Genomic DNA, 17,764 nt, shown 5'->3' on the forward strand with positions numbered 1-17,764 from the left:
GGCTCACGACTCGAACCGCGCCGCCTTCAGGTACTGCGGGTTCGGGTCGAGTGCGGCGGCCAGCCGGAAGTGACGCTTGGCCTGGTCCGGGCGCGCCTGCCGCTCGTAGGTGCGGGCGAGCGCGAAGTGCGCGAACGCGTTGTCCGGCTCGCGCTCCAGCACGATCGTGAACTCCAGCTCCGCGGGACGCAGTTGCGCGGCCGCGAAGAAGGCACGCGCGCGCAGCAGGCGGGCGGCGGTGTTCTCGGGGTGCGCGGCGATGACCTGGTCGAGCAGCTTCACCGCGCCCTGCGGATCCCGTGCGGCGAGCAGTTGCTCGGCGGCACGGAAGTCGATGACATGCGTCTCCGGAGTACGTCCGGTCGAACCGCTGGTCTGGGGCACGGCAGAGTCCTTCCCTCACTGGAAGGGTTCAACGCCCGGACAGGGGCCTGCTATTCCTGGGGCGGCTGGGACGAGGTGTGCGAGGCGCGGGCTCTTCGGGCGAGATCGGCCCAGACGTCCGTCACGCGTCGCCGCAGGTCGTCCAGGGGTACGTCGTTGTCGATGACGATGTCCGCGATCTCCAGGCGCTTCTCGCGCGTCGCCTGGGCGGCCATACGCGCGCGTGCGTCCTCCTCGGTCATACCGCGCAGCCGCACCAGCCGGTCGAGCTGGGTCTCGGGGCTCGCGTCGACGACGACCACGAGGTCGTACAGCGGGGCGAGGGCGTTCTCGGCGAGGAGCGGGACGTCGTGGATCACGACCGCGTCCGCGGCGGCGGCCGCCTCCAGCTCGCGGGAGCGGGCGCCGACCAGCGGGTGCACGATCGAGTTGAGTACGGCGAGCCTGTCGGGGTCGGCGAACACGATCGAGCCCAGCTTCGGCCGGTCCAGAGCGCCGTCCTCGGCGAGCACGTCCCGGCCGAAGGCCTCGACGACCGCCGCCAGCCCCGGCGTGCCCGGGGCGACGACCTCGCGCGCGATGCGGTCCGCGTCGATCAGCACGCCACCGTGCTCGACGAGCAGCCGTGACACCTCGCTCTTGCCGGCGCCGATCCCGCCGGTCAGGCCAACCTTCAGCATGACCGGAAGCTTAGGGCCTGGCACTGACGGCGCACCCGGCGGAGTCAGTTGTCGCCTTCGCGCTCCGCCAGGAACTTCTCGAACTCCAGCCCGATCTCGTCCGCCGAGGGAATGTCGATCGGCTCGGCGAGCATGTTGCCCCGTGTCTCGGCGCCGGCCGCCGCGTCGTACTGGTGCTCAAGACCCTGGACGAGCGCGACCAGGTCCTCGTCGCCCTCCTGGATCTGGCGGTCGATCTCGGTCTGGGTGCGGTGGGCGTCCGTGCGCAGGGCGTGGGCGATCCCCGGCAGGACGAGGCCGGTCGCCGCCGTGATGGACTCCAGGACCGTCAGCGCCGCGTCCGGGTACGGGGAGCGGGCGATGTAGTGCGGCACGTGCGCGGCGACGCCCAGGACGTCGTGGCCGGCCTCCATGAGGCGGTACTCGACGAGCGCCTCGGCGCTGCCGGGGACCTGCGCCTCGTCGAAGGGGCTGCGGTGGCCCGGCACGAGGTCGTTGCGGTTGCCGTGCGGGGTGAGGCCGACGGGGCGGGTGTGCGGGACGCCCATCGGGATGCCGTGGAAGTTCACGGACAGGCGGACGCCGAGCCGCTCCACGATCTGCTGGACGGCCGCGGCGAAGCGCTCCCACTCCACGTCCGGCTCGGGTCCGGACAGCAGCAGGAAGGGCGCCCCGGTGGCGTCCTGGACGAGCCGCACGTCGATGGTGGGCTCCTCGTACTCCGTCCACCGGTCGCGCTTGAACGTCAGCAGCGGGCGGCGGGCGCGGTAGTCCACGAGCCGGTCGTGGTCGAACCGGGCGACGATCTGGTGCGGCAGCGAGTCCAGCACCCGATCGACGATCTGGTCGCCGGTCTCGCCCGCGTCGATGTATCCGTCGAAGTGGTAGAGCATGACAAGGCCCGCCGACTCCTGGGCGAGCGCCATGTCGACGACGGCCAGGCCCTTCGGCTCCCATGCGTACAAACCCTGCGGATCAAGCACAGTGACCGCTCCTCCTCGTGTTCGTACTGCACAACACCCTTTGCGACGTGGGCATTCCCGCCCACGTCTCTGATCAGGCACCTCTTACTGCGTTCTCATGCCTCGCTCCACTGCGTCACGAGGGCCCCCACGCGCGCGTGGCGCGAGAGGGAGGAGGAGGGGTCCGGCCTTGGCGAGGATGTCGGGCGGGAACGCGGCGATGGAGTGGTCTGCGTCGACGACCTGCGGCCGCCCTGAATGCGGGTGAGAGACACCGCTGCCTCTGTGCATACCCGGTGGAGGCCCGACGCAAAAGACTGAAGGACCGCACCTCGAAAGGTACGGTCCCTCAGTCAACAGCTAAGCCTCAGCGGCAGCCGTTCAGCTCTGGCCGCCGGCCAGCTTCTCGCGCAGAGCGGCAAGCGCCTCGTCCGAAGCGAGGGCACCGGAGGTGTCCGCACCCTCGGAGGAGTACGAACCGCCACCGCCGCCACCCGCGGCCGGAGCCGCACCCGCAGCGTCGCCGCCCTCGGCCGCAGCAGCGGCGTCGGCCTCGCGGGACTTGATGACCTGCTGCTGGTGCTGCTCGAAGCGGGTCTGCGCCTCGGCGTACTGGTTCTCCCACACCTCACGCTGGGACTCGAAGCCCTCGAGCCAGTCGTTGGTCTCGGGGTCGAAGCCCTCGGGGTAGATGTAGTTGCCCTGGTCGTCGTACGACGCGGCCATGCCGTACAGCGTCGGGTCGAACTCGACCGAGGCCGGGTCGGAACCGAAGGACTCGTTGGCCTGCTTCAGCGAGAGGCTGATGCGACGACGCTCGAGGTCGATGTCGATGACCTTGACGAAGATCTCGTCGTTGACCTGGACGACCTGCTCCGGGATCTCCACGTGGCGCTCGGCCAGCTCGGAGATGTGGACCAGACCCTCGATGCCCTCGTCCACGCGGACGAACGCACCGAACGGAACCAGCTTCGTGACCTTGCCGGGCACGACCTGGCCGATCTGGTGGGTGCGGGCGAACTGCTGCCACGGGTCTTCCTGGGTCGCCTTCAGCGACAGGGAGACACGCTCGCGGTCCATGTCGACGTCGAGGACCTCGACGGTGACTTCCTGGCCGACCTCGACAACCTCGGACGGGTGGTCGATGTGCTTCCAGGACAGCTCGGACACGTGGACCAGACCGTCGACGCCACCCAGGTCCACGAAGGCACCGAAGTTGACGATCGAGGAGACCACGCCGGAGCGGACCTGACCCTTCTGGAGGGTCGTGAGGAACGTCTGGCGGACCTCGGACTGGGTCTGCTCCAGCCAGGCACGGCGGGACAGGACCACGTTGTTGCGGTTCTTGTCCAGCTCGATGATCTTCGCCTCGAGCTCCTTGCCCACGTAGGGCTGGAGGTCGCGGACACGGCGCATCTCGACGAGGGAGGCCGGGAGGAAGCCACGGAGGCCGATGTCGAGGATGAGACCACCCTTGACGACCTCGATGACGGTACCGGTGACGATCCCGTCTTCTTCCTTGATCTTCTCGATCGTGCCCCAGGCACGCTCGTACTGAGCGCGCTTCTTGGACAGGATGAGGCGGCCTTCCTTGTCCTCCTTCTGGAGGACCAGGGCCTCGATCTCGTCGCCGACGGCGACGACCTCGTTCGGGTCGACGTCGTGCTTGATCGAGAGTTCGCGGCTCGGGATCACGCCTTCGGTCTTGTAACCGATGTCGAGCAGGACCTCGTCCCGGTCGACCTTCACGATGACGCCGTCGACGATGTCGCCGTCGTTGAAGTACTTGATCGTCTCGTCGATCGCGGCGAGGAAGGCTTCCTCGTTACCGATGTCGTTGACCGCAACCTGCGGGGTGGTGGCGGTGGTCTCGGTGCTGCTCGTCATGTGGGAAAGGGCTCCGGTTACGGACAGAAAGTCGTAGGTACTGCTACGCCGGGAGCCCGTATCGCTCTGAAGAAGCCGGACAGCCAAGGAAGCGCCACACCGGACAAAGCCGATGGCGCCTCGAAAACCGAGGGGACATACAACAGATGCGAGCGCAGCCTGCTACGTCTGAGGTGCGCAGGCCCGCAGCGCAACTTGTAGCATACGGGGGCAGCCGGACAGGGTCAATGCGCGAAGGCGCACACCCGGGGCGGATCGCCGCATACCCGGCACAAGAACTGTCTCTGGAGGCCAACCGGGCCCCGAGACACCTCCTCCGTGACACCCCTGAGGGGACGGATTGGAGGGAAGAGTACGACGAGGGAGCCGATCATCCAAGAGCCCGTAGCGTCCGAGCCCAACGTCACATCGGACTCCGAGTCCGAGGCCACCCGGCGTGACGCCGATGTCGCGGAGAGCTCCCGGGCCAACCGGGGGTGGTGGGACCGCAACGCGGACGAGTACCAGGTCGAGCACGGCACGTTCCTCGGCGACGACCGCTTCGTCTGGGGGCCCGAGGGTCTGGACGAGGTGGAGGCCGAGCTGCTCGGCCCGCCTGAGGAGCTGAAGGGCAAGGACGTCCTGGAGATCGGCGCCGGCGCGGCCCAGTGCTCGCGCTGGCTGGCCGAGCAGGGGGCCCGCCCGGTCGCCCTGGACCTCTCCCACCGCCAGCTCCAGCACGCGCTGCGCATCGGCGGATCGTTTCCCCTTGTCTGCGCGGACGCCGGTGCGCTGCCCTTCGCGGACGCCTCCTTCGACCTGGCGTGCTCGGCGTACGGGGCGCTGCCGTTCGTGGCGGACCCGGTACTGGTCCTGTCGGAGGTGCGCCGGGTGCTGCGGCCGGGCGGGCGTTTCGTCTTCTCGGTCACCCACCCGATCCGCTGGGCGTTCCCGGACGAGCCCGGCCCGGAGGGGCTGACCGTCTCCGCCTCGTACTTCGACCGCACGCCGTACGTCGAACAGGCCGAGGACGGCAGCGCGGTGTACGTCGAGCACCACAGGACCGTCGGCGACCGCGTCCGGGACATCGTCGCCGCCGGTTTCCGCTTGGTGAACCTGGTCGAGCCGGAGTGGCCGGCCTGGAACACCGCGGAGTGGGGCGGCTGGTCGCCGCTGCGCGGGAATCTGATCCCGGGGTCGGCGATCTTCGTGTGCGAGCGGGACTGACCGCCACGCACGCGCGCGTGCGTGGCGGAAAGAGGAGCACGCGCGCGTAGCGGGGCGTGCTCTCGGTCGTACGACACTGGGGGCGTGATCCGTTACGACGCTCTGGACGCCCTTCCTGTACGCGGTGCCCTGCCCGCCCTGTCCGACGCCCTGGACGCGCACGGCACCGCCGTTCTGGTCGCGCCGACCGGCAGCGGCAAGACCACCCTCGTACCGCTGGCGCTGGCCGGGCTGCTGGGCGGTGACGCTCCCGCGCGGCGGGTGGTCGTGGCCGAGCCGCGGCGGATCGCGGCCCGCGCGGCGGCCCGGCGGATGGCGTGGCTGCTGGGCGAGAAGGTCGGCGGGAGCGTCGGCTACACCGTGCGCGGGGAGCGGGTCGTCGGGCGGCACGCACGCGTGGAGGTCGTGACGACCGGTGTCCTGCTGCAACGGCTCCAGCGGGACCAGGAGCTCGCGGGCGTCGACGTGGTGGTCCTGGACGAGTGTCACGAGCGGCATCTGGACGCGGACACGACGGCGGCCTTCCTGTGGGACGTACGGCAGGCGCTGCGCCCGGAGCTGCGGCTGGTGGCCGCGTCGGCGACGACCGACGCGGAGGGCTGGTCGCGGCTGCTGGGCGGGGCGCCGGTGGTCGAGGCGCGGGGGCGGGCGTACGGGGTCGGGGTGGTCTGGGCTCCCCCGGCCCGTCCGGTACGGCCCTCGCACGGCATGTGGGTCGATCCCGCGCTGCTGACGCATGTGGCGTCGGTGGTGCGGCGGGCGCTCGCCGAGCGGGAGGGTGACGTGCTGTGCTTCCTGCCCGGCGTGGGCGAGATCGCGCGGGTCGCCGGGCAGCTGGGCGGTCTCGGCGACGTGGACGTGCTCCAGGTGCACGGGCGGGCGCCGGCCGCCGTGCAGGACGCGGTGCTGGCGCCCGGCGAGCGGCGCCGGGTGGTGCTGGCGACCTCCGTCGCCGAGTCGTCGCTGACGGTGCCCGGGGTTCGGGTCGTCGTCGACTCGGGGCTGACGCGGGAGCCTCGGGTGGACCACGCGCGCGGGCTGAGCGCGCTGACGACGGTCAGGGCCTCCCGCGCGGTGGGCAGTCAGCGGCTGGGGCGGGCCGGGCGTGAGGCGCCCGGTGTGGCGTACCGCTGCTGGACGGAGGCGGAGGACCTGCGGCTGCCGGCGTTCCCGGCCCCGGAGATCAAGGTGGCCGACCTGACGGCGTTCGCCCTCCAGACGGCCTGCTGGGGCGATCCGGACGCCTCCGGGCTGGCGTTGCTGGATCCGCCGCCGACCGGGGCGATGGCCGCCGCGCGGAGCGTCCTGTCGGCGATCGGCGCGGTGGACTCCGCCGGGCGGGCGACGGAGCGCGGGGCACGGCTGGCCCGGCTGGGACTGCATCCCCGGCTCGGGCGGGCCCTGCTGGACGCCGGACCCTCGCGGGAGGTGGCCGAGGTGGTCGCGCTGCTCAGTGAGGAGCCACCACGGGAGTACGGCGACGATCTGGCGGCCGCCGTGCGGACGGCCCGGCGTGGGGGCGACGCCTATGCGGGGCGTTGGCGTACGGAGGTGCGACGACTGCAGGCCCTGGCCGACGAGCCGACCCGCGCGTCCTCTCTCACGGAGGACGCCCTCGTCGGGCTCGTCGCCGCCCTCGCCTTCCCCGAGCGGGTCGCCAAGGCCGACGGCGGTTCCTATCTCATGGTGTCGGGCACCCGCGCCGAGGCCCGTGACGCCACCGGTCTGCGCGGGGCGCCCTGGATCGCCGTCGCCGTCGCGGACCGTCCCGTCGGGAAGGGCCACGCACGCGTGCAGCTCGGTGCGGTCGTCGACGAGGAGACCGCGCGGCAGGCGGCAGGGGCGCTGCTCGACGAGCGGGACGAGGTCCACTGGGCCGACGGGGACGTCGTGGCGCGGCGTGTGGAGCGGCTGGGGGCCGTGGAGCTGGCGGTGCGCACGCTCCGGAACCCGGACCCCGTTCTCGTACGCGACGCGCTTCTCGAAGGGCTGCGGCAGGAAGGGCTGCGTCTGTTGCGCTGGTCGCCCGAGGCCGACGTGCTTCGGCAGCGGCTCGCCTTTCTGCGGCTGCACCTCGGGGAGCCGTGGCCGGACGTGTCCGACGAAGCACTGCACGCGCGCGTGGACGAGTGGTTGGAGCCCGAGCTCGGTCGTGCCCGGCGGCGGGCCGACCTGGCACGGATCGACGCCGGGGACGCGCTGGGCCGACTGCTGCCCTGGGCCTCGGGGGATGCCGCGCGGCTCGACGAACTCGCTCCCGAGCGCATCACCGTGCCCAGCGGGTCCAGGATCCGGATCGACTACGCCAACCCCGAGCAGCCCGTTCTCGCGGTGAAGTTGCAGGAGATGTTCGGGCTGCACGAGTCGCCCGCGGTCGCCGGGGTGGCGCTGCTCGTCCATCTGCTCTCGCCCGCCGGGCGCCCGGCCGCCGTGACCGCCGATCTCGCGTCGTTCTGGAAGGACGGCTACAAGGGCGTGCGGGCGGAGCTGCGGGGCCGGTATCCGAAGCATCCGTGGCCCGAGGATCCGGCGGGTGCCGAGCCGACGCGGTATACGAACGCGCGGCTCAGGCGGTGACCGGTTCGGGTTCGGAGTTCGTGGCGGGTTCCGGTTCGTCGGGGCGGCGGCCGCGGGCTTCCAGGTACAGGGACAGGGCCAGCAGGAGCACGCCCAGGGTCGCGAAGCCCCAGGGGAGGTACGAGGTCATCAGGAGCACCAGGGTGCGGTTGGACTTGACCAGGTCGACGGTGTGCTCGATGTAGTCCTCGCGCATCTTCACGTGGCCGGCGAACGCCGTCACCTTGTCGCGGTCGCCGAGGAGGGTGCCGCCGCGGAGTTCCTCCTTGTGGATCTCCTCGCCGTAGACGGGGGCGCCGGTGACGGGTTCGACCCAGAACTTGCGGACCGTGGTGTACCAGCGGGTCGTGCCGGTCTTGGCGAGCTGCTCGGGGGTGACGCCCGCGATGGGCAGCTTCTTGGGCCACTTCACCTGGGTCCAGGGGATGGTCTGCTCGAAGTAGTAGACCTCCAGGCCTCGGAAGTCCTGGGTTCCCTTGTAGTGGATGGGGGACGAGGTGCGGGTCTGGGCGTCGAAGTACTCGTAGTCCCGCTTCTCCGTCAGGAAGGGCCACTTGAACTCGAGGCCCTCCCGCTTCACCGGGTCGCCGTCGACCATCTCGCCCGTGGCGTGGATCGGTTCCTGGGTGTGGGCGTCGAAGATGTACCGCTCGGGGATGTAGGCGACCTGCTGGCCGTCGGGGCCCTGGGCGTAGGACAGGCCGTCCCAGACGACGACGTCCCGGCCGAGCGTCTTCTCGATCTTCTCGGAGGCCTCGACGTTGCCCTTGAGGGTCTGCACGATGGTGACCTTGGAGACCTTCTCGACCTGCATCGAGTTGTTCATGAGGGTGGCGTCCTTCGCCTCCAGGACCATGTCCTGGTACTGGCCGGCCGGGATCTTGGCCAGGCGCGGGAAGGCGTACCAGCGCAGCAGTGGGGACAGTGCCGCGAAGAACACGGCGAGAGCGAGCAGGATCAGGCTGGCCTTGCGGCGCATCTCGGCCTCCCTCCCGGGTGGTTACGGGTGTGACGGCACCGTCGTCAGCAGCGGCTTCGGGGACGTCTTGCCGGCCGGCGACCCCATCGCGGTGATCGTGAGGACCAGGGCGAGCGCGACGGCCAGACCGATCGCGGCGGCGATCAGAGCACGCATGCGGGCCTCCCGACGGACTGGAACTGATAGGTCGTCAGGTCCGGCACCGTAGCAACGGGTGGGCGAGATGAGAACACGTTGCACACGACGACGGCGCCCCTCCTCACGAGGGGCGCCGCCATGGTCGTACGACAGGAACGGGCCGTTACGCGCTCGGGTCGGCCGACGGGCTCGGGGACTCCGACGTCTCGGCGGCCGCCGCCACGGTCAGTTCGACCGTCAGGGTCGCGCCGCCGGAGGTGTTGATGCGGAGCAGGAACGTGCCGGTGGTGTCGTCCGCGTACAGCTTCGGCAGCTTGAGCAGGCCGTCGGCATCCGTCTCCAGGCCCGTGAGGGTGCGTACGGTCTTGCCGTCCGCGTCCTTGAAGTAGGGGCCCTTGGTGTTCTCGGTCGCGTCGTCCGCCGAGGTGATCAGGGTGGCGGTGGCGGCGACCTGGTCCGCGACGGCGCCGTCGTAGGTCGCCTTCACCTCGACCTGGTCGGCGAACTCACCGCCGGGGGTGCAGGTCAGCGCGGTGTCACTGGTGCGGGCCAGGGTGTCGGCGACGCGCTCGGTGACGGTCGCCTTGTAGTCGAGGCCGGTGACCGAGCGGCCCACGACGGTGACGCGGACGGTGAACTCGCCCGTCGTCTCGCCCGCCTTGAGGGTGGGCGCGACGGCCACGCCGGAGCTGTTCGTGACCACCGTGGCCACGCTCTCGCCGCCCGTGAACGTGGTGTCGGTGTCGCCGACGATCGTGAAGCGGACCCGGACCTTGCCGACGGCCTTGCCGGCCGAGGTCTCGGCGCGGGTGCTGATCCTCTTGGTGAAGGTGTCGCCGGCCTGCGCGGTGAGCTTGGCGGTGCCCGCGTCCTCGAGGTGGTCCACCGTGTCGGTCGGGGTGGGCGTCGGGGTCGGCGTGCTGGGTGTCGACGGGGTGCTGGGCGTCGACGGGGTGCTCGGGGAACCGGGCGTGCTCGGTGTGCTCGGTGTGCCGGGCGTCGACGGGTCCGTGGGCGACGGTGAGGGGTTCGCGCTGCTGCCGTCGTCGCTGCGGTTGTCGGGGATGCTGCCCGTGCCGTCGGGGATCTCGTGGGTGCCCTTGCGGTAGTACTCCAGCCACGACAGGACCGTGTTCAGGTAGTCCTGCGAGTTGTTGTAGCTGAGGATCGCGCTGTTGAGGTCGGACTGGGTGGACAGGTCCCAGCCGAAGCGGCACAGGTAGTGACCGGCGGCGAGCGCCGCGTCGTAGATGTTGTTGGGGTCCTTCTTGCCGTCGTCGTTGCCGTCGCGGCCGGCCCACTCCCAGGTGGAGGGGATGAACTGCATGGGGCCGACGGCCCGGTCGTAGACGCTGTCACCGTCGTACGCGCCGTCGTCGGTGTCGCTGATGTGCGCGAAGCCGACGCCGTTCAGCTTGGGGCCGAGGATCTTGCCGATGGTGTTGCCGGCCGCGTCGACGCGGCCGCCGCGGGCCTGCCCGGACTCCACCTTGCCGATGGCGGCCAGGAGTTCCCAGGGCAGGTTGCAGCCGGGCTTGGACGACTGGAGCGAGGCCGCGGCCTGCTTGTAGGCGTCCAGGACGGTCGCGGGTATGCCGGCCTCGGTCGAGCCGGTGGCGGCGGGGGTGCCTATGGTCGGCGAGGGGCTCGGACTGTCGAGGGGCGGCAGGTCCGTGTAGTAACGGGAGTTGCCGGTGGCGGTGTCGTCGGCGTCCGCGTCGGGGGTGGGCTGGGAGTCCGCTGCGGTCGATCTGCCGTTGTCGTCGACCACCACACCGGGTGCCTGGGACGCCGAAAGTGCCGCGACAGCCGCCGCGGCGACGGTGGTGGCCACCGCTCCCTTGCGCAGCCTCCTGCCGAATTGCGCCGACATAAAGTGAATCCCTCCCGTGGACGCCCGAGCGCCCGTCTGCGTTCGACGTGCTCGCCATGGTGTGACGATCGACCCGTGGTGCGGGTTGCCCTCGTGGAGCCATTCAGTGCCGTGTACTTCTGTTCGACCGCGCTCCCCGGCACGGTGACCCAGGCGACCCTACGACAACTTGCTTTGCGCGGGCACCCGTTCGTGCCCGGTTTTCACCAGTTGGCCATACTGGGCCGGTCCGACCACACCGAACCCGGGGGCCTTCTTGCCGTTCACGCTGAGCCACGCGGCCGCTGTACTGCCCGCCTTACGCACCGATGGAACCGGCCGGGGCTCGCTGGTGCCAGCGGTGCTGGTGGCGGGTTCCTTCGCCCCCGACATGACCTATTTCGCGGCGAGTGTCCTGTCCGAGGCGATGGAGTTCGGGGCCTTCACCCACTCCTTCGCGGGCGTCTTCACCGTCGACGTGCTCGTCGCGTGGGCGCTGGTGGGGCTGTGGCTGCTGATCCGTGAGCCACTGGTGGCGCTGCTGCCACGGCGGCGGCAGGCACGGCCGGCGGCCCTGCTGCGCTGCGGGGTGCCACGCGCGCGTGTCCGGCCGTCGCTGGTGGCGCGCTGGTACGTGTCGGCGGCGCTGGGGGCGCTGACGCATGTCGTGTGGGACGCGTTCACCCATCTCGACCGGTGGGGGATGCGGGTGTTCCCCGTCCTGGGCGAGACGATCGCGGGCTCGCCGCTGTACTGGTACCTGCAGTACGGCAGTTCGGCGGTGGCCGCGGTCGTGATCGCGGTGTTCCTGGGGTACGCCCTGCGGCGGGTGCGGGGCGCTGCCGCCGAGCCGGTGGGGGTGCCTGTGCTGACCGGCGCGGACCGGTGGTGGGCCGCTGCCGTCATCGGTGGCTGTGCGCTGGTCGGGGCGGTGCAGCGGGCCTCACGATGGTGGGACTACTGGGGGTCCACCGCGAAGCCGTGGGAGCTGATCCCGACGCTGTGCTTCGGAGTGGGCGCCGGACTCGTGCTGGGGGTGCTGGTGTACGCCGTGGGCGTCAGGGTGTGGCGTCCGGTCCCGGTACCCGGTCCTGGCCGGGAGCTGAGCCGTCGAGGCGGTCGCTGACCGCGGTGGCGGTAGCGACGAACACGGTGACGGTCCGGACCTGACGGGAGCGGGTCAGTGCCGTGAGGAGCAGCGCGAGATAGCTGCGGGCCTGATCGGCGGCGAGCCGCCAGTCCCTCCGGGTGAGCCGGTGGCGCAGGTCCACGGCCCTTTTGCGCAGGGCCGTCGCGAGGTCGGTCGGGATGCGGGCGGTACTGGCCGTTGCCGCGAAGGGCGGGACCGACGGCGGTGGGGTGGACGCGGTCGCATCGGTGGTCGCCTGCGCCGGAGCCGTGTGGCGGTGGAGCGTGCGTATACCCATGTCCGCATCTTTACGGGCCGGGGGATGGGGAGCGTGTTGTCGGGGACCACGTGGGTGACGGGGGCGGGGGCTTGTTCTCGCCCCCGCCGCCCCTACCCGTCCCATCCCCAGGGGGCTGCGCCCCCCTTCCCCCCGCCGCAAACATGGTGGGCCGGGGCGGGTTCATGGGCGGGTGCGGGTGCGTGGGGGCCGGTCGCGCGGTTCCCCGCGCCCCTGGGTCGGCTGCCGTAGCCGCCGATGGTGAGTCGCCCGCATTCAGCCCGCCCCGCACACCCGGCCGCCGGAGGCTAGTGCGCCGCCGACTCCCAGTCCGGGCCCACCCCGACCGAGACGCCCAGCGGGACCGTGAGCCGGACCGCGTCCGCCATCTCCCGGCGGACGAGTTCCTCCACCGCCGCGCGCTCCCCCGGGGCGATCTCCAGGACGATTTCGTCGTGGACCTGGAGCAGCATGCGGGAGGTGAGGCCGGCTTCCCGCAGGGCCTTGTCGACGTTGAGCATGGCGATCTTGACGATGTCGGCGGCCGTGCCCTGGATGGGCGCGTTGAGGGCCATGCGTTCGGCGGCCTCGCGGCGCTGGCGGTTGTCGCTGTTGAGGTCGGGCAGATAGCGGCGGCGGCCGAAGAGGGTCGCCGTGTAGCCGGTCGCCCGGGCCTCGTCGACGGCCCGGCGCAGATATTCCTGCACGCCGCCGAAGCGCTCGAAGTACGTGTCCATCAGGGCACGTGCCTCACCCGCGTCGATGTTCAGCTGCTGGGAGAGGCCGAAGGCGGACAGGCCGTACGCCAGGCCGTACGACATCGCCTTGATCTTGCGGCGCATCTCCGCGTCGACGTCCGCGCGCTCGACCGCGAACACCTGCGAGGCGACCGTGGTGTGCAGGTCCTCGCCGGAGGTGAACGCCTCGATGAGGCCCTCGTCCTCGGACAGGTGGGCCATCACGCGCAGTTCGATCTGGCTGTAGTCCGCGGTCATCAGGGATTCGAAGCCCTCGCCGACCACGAACCCGCGGCGGATCGCCCGGCCCTCGTCGGTACGGACCGGGATGTTCTGCAGGTTCGGGTCGGTGGAGGAGAGCCGGCCGGTCGCCGCCACGGTCTGGTTGAACGTCGTGTGGATACGGCCGTCCGCCGCGACCGTCTTGATCAGGCCCTCGACGGTGACGCGGAGCTTGGCCTGCTCGCGGTGGCGGAGCATGATCACCGGCAGTTCGTTGTCCGTCTGGGTGGCCAGCCAGGCCAGAGCGTCGGCGTCGGTGGTGTAGCCGGTCTTGGTCTTCTTCGTCCTGGGCAGGCCGAGCTCACCGAAGAGGACTTCCTGGAGCTGCTTGGGCGAGCCCAGGTTGAACTCGTGTCCGGCGGCGGCGTGGGCCTCCTTCACGGCCTGCTGGACGGCGCCGGCGAACATCTGCTCCATGGCCTCCAGGTGGGCCCGGTCGGCGGCGATGCCGTGCCGCTCCAGGCGGGCCAGCAGGGTGGAGGTGGGCAGCTCCATGTCGCGCAGGAGGTCCGTGGCACCGACCTCCTCGAGGCGCTCGGTGAAGGCCTCGCCGAGGTCGAGGATGGCCTGGGCCTGCACCATGAGGGCCTCGGCCTCGGCGCCGTCGTCCGCGCCGAAGGCGAGCTGGCCGTCGGCCGCGGCGGCGGGCGCAAGCTCCCGGTGCAGGTACTCCAGGGACAGGGCGTCCAGGTCGAAGGAGCGGCGGCCCGGCTTGACGAGGTACGCGGCGAGCGCGGTGTCCATGGAGACGCCGGCGATGCTCCAGCCGTGCTCGGCGAAGACGCGCATCGCGGCCTTGGCGTTGTGGAAGACCTTGGGCTTGTCGGCGTCGGCCAGCCAGGCGGCGAGCGCCGTCTCGTCGGCCTCGTCGAGCTGGGTGGGGTCGAACCAGGCGGCCACTCCCCCGGACGCCGCGAGGGCGATCTCGGCGACCGAGCCGGTGCCCAGCGCCCAGGTGTCGACCGTGGCGACGCCGAGTGTGTCGGTGGTGTGCTCGCCGAGCCAGCCCGCCAGCTCGCCGGTGCCGAGCACGGTGCCGTCGAGCTCCACGCCGGCCGTCGCGGCCGGGGCCGGCTCGGCCTCCTCGGCGCCCGGGTCGACGGCCAGCAGGCGCTCGCGCAGGGACGGGTTCCGGATCTCGAGGGTGTCGAGGATCATCGCGAGGCTCTTGCGGTCGTACGGCGCCCGCTCCAGCTCGGCGACCGTCTTGGGCAGCTCGACGGTGCGGACCATCTCCGTCAGGCGGCGGTTGAGCTTGACCGCCTCCAGGTGGTCGCGGAGGTTCTGGCCCGCCTTGCCCTTGACCTCCTCGACGCGCTCGACGAGGTCCGCGAAGGAACCGAACTGGTTGATCCACTTCGCGGCGGTCTTCTCGCCGACGCCGGGGATGCCGGGCAGGTTGTCGGACGGGTCGCCGCGCAGGGCCGCGAAGTCGGGGTACTGGGCGGGCGTCAGACCGTACTTCTCGAACACCTTCTCCGGGGTGAACCGGGTCAGCTCGGAGACACCCTTGGTCGGGTAGAGCACGGTGGTGTGCTCGCTGACGAGCTGGAAGGAGTCGCGGTCACCGGTGACGATCAGCACGTCGAAGCCCGCGGCCTCGGCCTGGGTGGCGAGCGTGGCGATGACGTCGTCGGCCTCGAAGCCGTCGACCGCGAACCGCGAGACGTGCATCGCGTCCAGGACCTCGCCGATCAGCTCGACCTGGCCCTTGAACTCGTCCGGGGTCTTGGAGCGGTTGGCCTTGTACTCCGTGAACTCCTCGGAGCGCCAGGTCTTGCGGGACACGTCGAAGGCCACCGCGAAGTGCGTGGGCGCCTCGTCGCGCAGGGTGTTGGCCAGCATCGAGGCGAAGCCGTAGATCGCGTTCGTCGGCTGGCCCGTCGCGGTCGTGAAGTTCTCCGCGGGCAGCGCGAAGAACGCACGGTAGGCAAGCGAGTGCCCGTCCATGAGCATCAGGCGCGGGCGGCTGCCGCCGGGGCTGTTGTCGGTCTGCTTCGCTGCTGTCTCTGCCACGACCCCGATCCTGCCACGCCGCACTGACAGTCGGCCGCCATCCGAGGCTCAGGCCGGTTCGGCACCGCCCTCCTGCCGGTGCGGCCTTGCCGGCGTCCATGGCGAAAGGTTGACCGGGACGAGGAGTTGGACGCCTCCGTGACCCTCCGAGGCCGGCTGTCGGCAGACCGTGTTCGCCCACGGGTCCGCTCGCCGGCTCCCCGACCCGAGCCCACCTTCGACCACGCCCACGCCCACGCCCGCGCCCTCGGCCGCCCAGCCATCGCTCCTGCCCTTCCCACGCCCGGCGAACGCCGTTGTCACCCCCGCGTGCGAGGATCGGAGACGTACCTCACATGTGTGCGCGAAGGAGAGAGTGCGATGGCCACGAAGCCGCCCAAGGGCGATCCGGTTCAGGACGCTCCGCAGGTCGCCGCGCCGAAGCACGCGGCGGCGGGGCTGCCCGCCATCGGGCACACGCTGCGGATGGCCCAGCAGCAGATGGGCGTCAAGCGCACCGCGCTCACCCTCCTGCGCGTGAACCAGAAGGACGGCTTCGACTGCCCGGGCTGCGCCTGGCCGGAGCCGGACCACCGGCACAAGGCGGAGTTCTGCGAGAACGGCGCGAAGGCGGTCGCCGAGGAGGCCACCCTGCGCCGGGTCACCCCGGAGTTCTTCGCCGCGCACCCGGTCACCGACCTCACGACGCGCAGCGGCTACTGGCTGGGGCAGCAGGGGCGGCTCACCCACCCCATGTACCTCCCCGAAGGGGGCACGCACTACGAACCGGTGTCCTGGGAGCGTGCCTTCGACATCGTCGCCGAGGAGATCACCGCCCTCGCCTCCCCCGACGAGGCCCTCTTCTACACCTCGGGCCGTACCAGCAACGAGGCCGCCTTCCTCTACCAGCTGTTCGCGCGCGAGCTCGGCACCAACAACCTGCCGGACTGCTCCAACATGTGCCACGAGTCCTCCGGATCGGCCCTGAACGAGACGATCGGCATCGGCAAGGGCAGCGTCCTGCTGGAGGACCTCTACAAGGCCGACCTGATCATCGTCGCCGGCCAGAACCCCGGCACCAACCACCCCCGCATGCTCTCCGCCCTGGACCGGGCCAAGGCGAACGGCGCGAAGATCATCAGCGTCAACCCGCTGCCCGAGGCGGGCCTGGAGCGCTTCAAGGACCCCCAGACCGCCCAGGGGATGCTCAAGGGCACCGCTCTGAACGATCTGTTCCTGCAGATCCGCATCGGCGGCGACCAGGCCCTCTTCCGCCTCCTCAACAAGCTGATCCTGGACACGGAGGGCGCCGTCGACCAGGCCTTCGTCGACGAACACACCCACGGCTTCGAGGAGTTCGCGGCCCAGGCCCGCGCCGCCGACTGGGACGAGACCCTCACCGCGACCGGCCTCACCCGCGAGGAGATCGAGCAGGCCCTGGGCATGGTGCTCGCCTCGAAGCGCACCATCGTCTGCTGGGCCATGGGCCTCACCCAGCACAAGCACTCCGTGCCGACCATCCGCGAGGTGGTCAACTTCCTTCTCCTGCGCGGCAACATCGGCCGCCCCGGCGCGGGCGTCTGCCCGGTCCGCGGTCACTCCAACGTCCAGGGCGACCGCACGATGGGCATCTTCGAGCGCCCCGCGCCCGCCTTCCTGGACGCCCTGGAGAAGGAGTTCGGCTTCGCGCCGCCGCGCGAGCACGGCTACGACGTCGTACGGGCCATCCAGGCGCTGCGCGACGGCAAGGCGAAGGTCTTCTTCGCGATGGGCGGCAACTTCGTCTCCGCCTCCCCCGACACGGAGGTCACCGAGGCGGCCATGCGGCGCGCGCGGCTGACCGTGCACGTGTCGACCAAGCTCAACCGCTCGCACGCGGTCACGGGCGCGCGTGCCCTGATCCTGCCCACCCTGGGACGCACCGAGCGCGACCTTCAGGGCAGCGGCGAACAGTTCGTGACCGTCGAGGACTCCATGGGCATGGTGCACGCCTCCCGCGGCCGCCTGGAGCCCGCGAGCAGGCACCTGCTGTCCGAGCCGGCCATCGTCTGCCGCCTCGCACGCCGCGTGCTGGGCTCCGGGTCCCGCACCCCGTGGGAGGAGTTCGAGAAGGACTACGCCACCGTCCGCGACCGCATCGCGCGTGTGGTCCCCGGCTTCGACGACTTCAACACGCGCGTGGCCCACCCGGGCGGCTTCGCCCTCCCCCACGCCCCCCGCGACGAACGCCGCTTCCCGACCACCACCGGCAAGGCCAACTTCACCGCCGCGCCCGTGGAGTTCCCCGCGCTGCCCGAGGGCCGGCTGCTGCTGCAGACGCTGCGCTCGCACGACCAGTACAACACCACGATCTACGGCCTGGACGACCGCTACCGGGGCATCAAGAACGGCCGCCGGGTCGTCCTGGTCAACCCCGAGGACGCCCAGAAGCTGAAGCTCGCCGACGGCTCGTACGTCGACCTCGTGAGCGAGTGGAAGGACGGCGTGGAGCGGCGGGCACCCGGCTTCCGGGTGGTGCACTACCCGACGGCACGGGGCTGTGCGGCGGCCTATTACCCGGAGACCAACGTCCTGGTGCCGCTCGACGCCACCGCCGACACCAGCAACACCCCGGCCAGCAAGTCCGTCGTCGTCCGTCTGGAACAATCGGCGACCGACTGAGCGTTTGCTCAGCCGAGC

Annotated in this window: 13 protein-coding genes; 4 read left to right on the top strand and 9 right to left on the bottom strand. The window is 71.1% G+C overall.

The genetic code is table 11. The annotated features are described in order from the left end of the window. Positions 1-3 precede the first annotated feature (3 nt). The 4 genes from ACWD3I_RS18705 to rpsA all read right to left on the bottom strand — a co-directional run bounded on the left by ACWD3I_RS18705 (position 4) and on the right by rpsA (position 3,913). Complete coding sequence (locus ACWD3I_RS18705) at positions 4-384, bottom strand: tetratricopeptide repeat protein (protein WP_046263552.1); 381 nt, start codon at positions 382-384, stop codon at positions 4-6. A 50-nt stretch (positions 385-434) separates the two neighbouring features. Next, complete coding sequence (coaE, locus tag ACWD3I_RS18710) at positions 435-1,064, bottom strand: dephospho-CoA kinase (RefSeq protein WP_365394554.1); 630 nt, start codon at positions 1,062-1,064, stop codon at positions 435-437. A gap of 44 nt (positions 1,065-1,108) precedes the next feature. After that, on the bottom strand, positions 1,109-2,047 hold the full coding sequence (locus ACWD3I_RS18715; protein WP_365394553.1) for a PAC2 family protein: 939 nt from the start codon (positions 2,045-2,047) through the stop codon (positions 1,109-1,111). A 360-nt stretch (positions 2,048-2,407) separates the two neighbouring features. Then, a complete protein-coding gene (gene rpsA, locus ACWD3I_RS18720; protein ID WP_046263549.1) occupies positions 2,408-3,913 on the bottom strand; it encodes a 30S ribosomal protein S1 in 1,506 nt (501 codons plus the stop codon). A gap of 369 nt (positions 3,914-4,282) precedes the next feature. Between rpsA and ACWD3I_RS18725 the strand changes: the two genes are divergently transcribed. After that, entirely contained in the window at positions 4,283-5,119 is an 837-nt protein-coding gene (locus tag ACWD3I_RS18725; protein WP_365394615.1) for a class I SAM-dependent methyltransferase, read from the top strand. A gap of 84 nt (positions 5,120-5,203) precedes the next feature. Next, a complete protein-coding gene (gene hrpB, locus ACWD3I_RS18730) occupies positions 5,204-7,696 on the top strand; it encodes an ATP-dependent helicase HrpB (RefSeq protein WP_365394552.1) in 2,493 nt (830 codons plus the stop codon). On the opposite strand, the gene ACWD3I_RS18735 is transcribed toward hrpB, so the two are convergent. The 3 genes from ACWD3I_RS18735 to ACWD3I_RS18745 form a co-directional block, all read right to left on the bottom strand. Further along, positions 7,686-8,675 carry a DUF3068 domain-containing protein gene (locus tag ACWD3I_RS18735; protein ID WP_365394551.1) on the bottom strand — a complete coding sequence of 330 codons (990 nt, stop codon included), beginning with the start codon at positions 8,673-8,675 and terminating at the stop codon, positions 7,686-7,688. The genes hrpB and ACWD3I_RS18735 overlap by 11 nt on opposite strands. 21 nt (positions 8,676-8,696) lie before the next feature. Further along, positions 8,697-8,831, bottom strand: coding sequence for an SPW_0924 family protein (locus ACWD3I_RS18740; protein ID WP_107080587.1), 135 nt, complete (start codon positions 8,829-8,831; stop codon positions 8,697-8,699). A gap of 145 nt (positions 8,832-8,976) precedes the next feature. Continuing rightward, positions 8,977-10,686 carry a lytic transglycosylase domain-containing protein gene (locus ACWD3I_RS18745; RefSeq protein WP_365394550.1) on the bottom strand — a complete coding sequence of 570 codons (1,710 nt, stop codon included), beginning with the start codon at positions 10,684-10,686 and terminating at the stop codon, positions 8,977-8,979. 256 nt (positions 10,687-10,942) lie between these two features. On the opposite strand from ACWD3I_RS18745, the gene ACWD3I_RS18750 reads away from it, so the two are divergent. After that, a complete protein-coding gene (locus ACWD3I_RS18750) occupies positions 10,943-11,791 on the top strand; it encodes a DUF4184 family protein (RefSeq protein WP_365394549.1) in 849 nt (282 codons plus the stop codon). On the opposite strand, the gene ACWD3I_RS18755 is transcribed toward ACWD3I_RS18750, so the two are convergent. Next, positions 11,724-12,092, bottom strand: a complete 369-nt coding sequence (locus tag ACWD3I_RS18755) for a hypothetical protein (RefSeq protein WP_365394548.1) — start codon at positions 12,090-12,092, stop codon at positions 11,724-11,726. The two genes, ACWD3I_RS18750 and ACWD3I_RS18755, sit on opposite strands and share 68 nt — an antisense overlap. A 287-nt stretch (positions 12,093-12,379) precedes the next feature. Continuing rightward, positions 12,380-15,106 carry a DNA polymerase I gene (gene polA / locus ACWD3I_RS18760; protein WP_365394547.1) on the bottom strand — a complete coding sequence of 909 codons (2,727 nt, stop codon included), beginning with the start codon at positions 15,104-15,106 and terminating at the stop codon, positions 12,380-12,382. 360 nt (positions 15,107-15,466) lie between these two features. On the opposite strand from polA, the gene ACWD3I_RS18765 reads away from it, so the two are divergent. Next, positions 15,467-17,746, top strand: a complete 2,280-nt coding sequence (locus ACWD3I_RS18765; RefSeq protein WP_365394546.1) for an FdhF/YdeP family oxidoreductase — start codon at positions 15,467-15,469, stop codon at positions 17,744-17,746. Positions 17,747-17,764 lie beyond the last annotated feature (18 nt).

This window comes from Streptomyces sp. NPDC002817 (genome assembly GCF_053592055.1).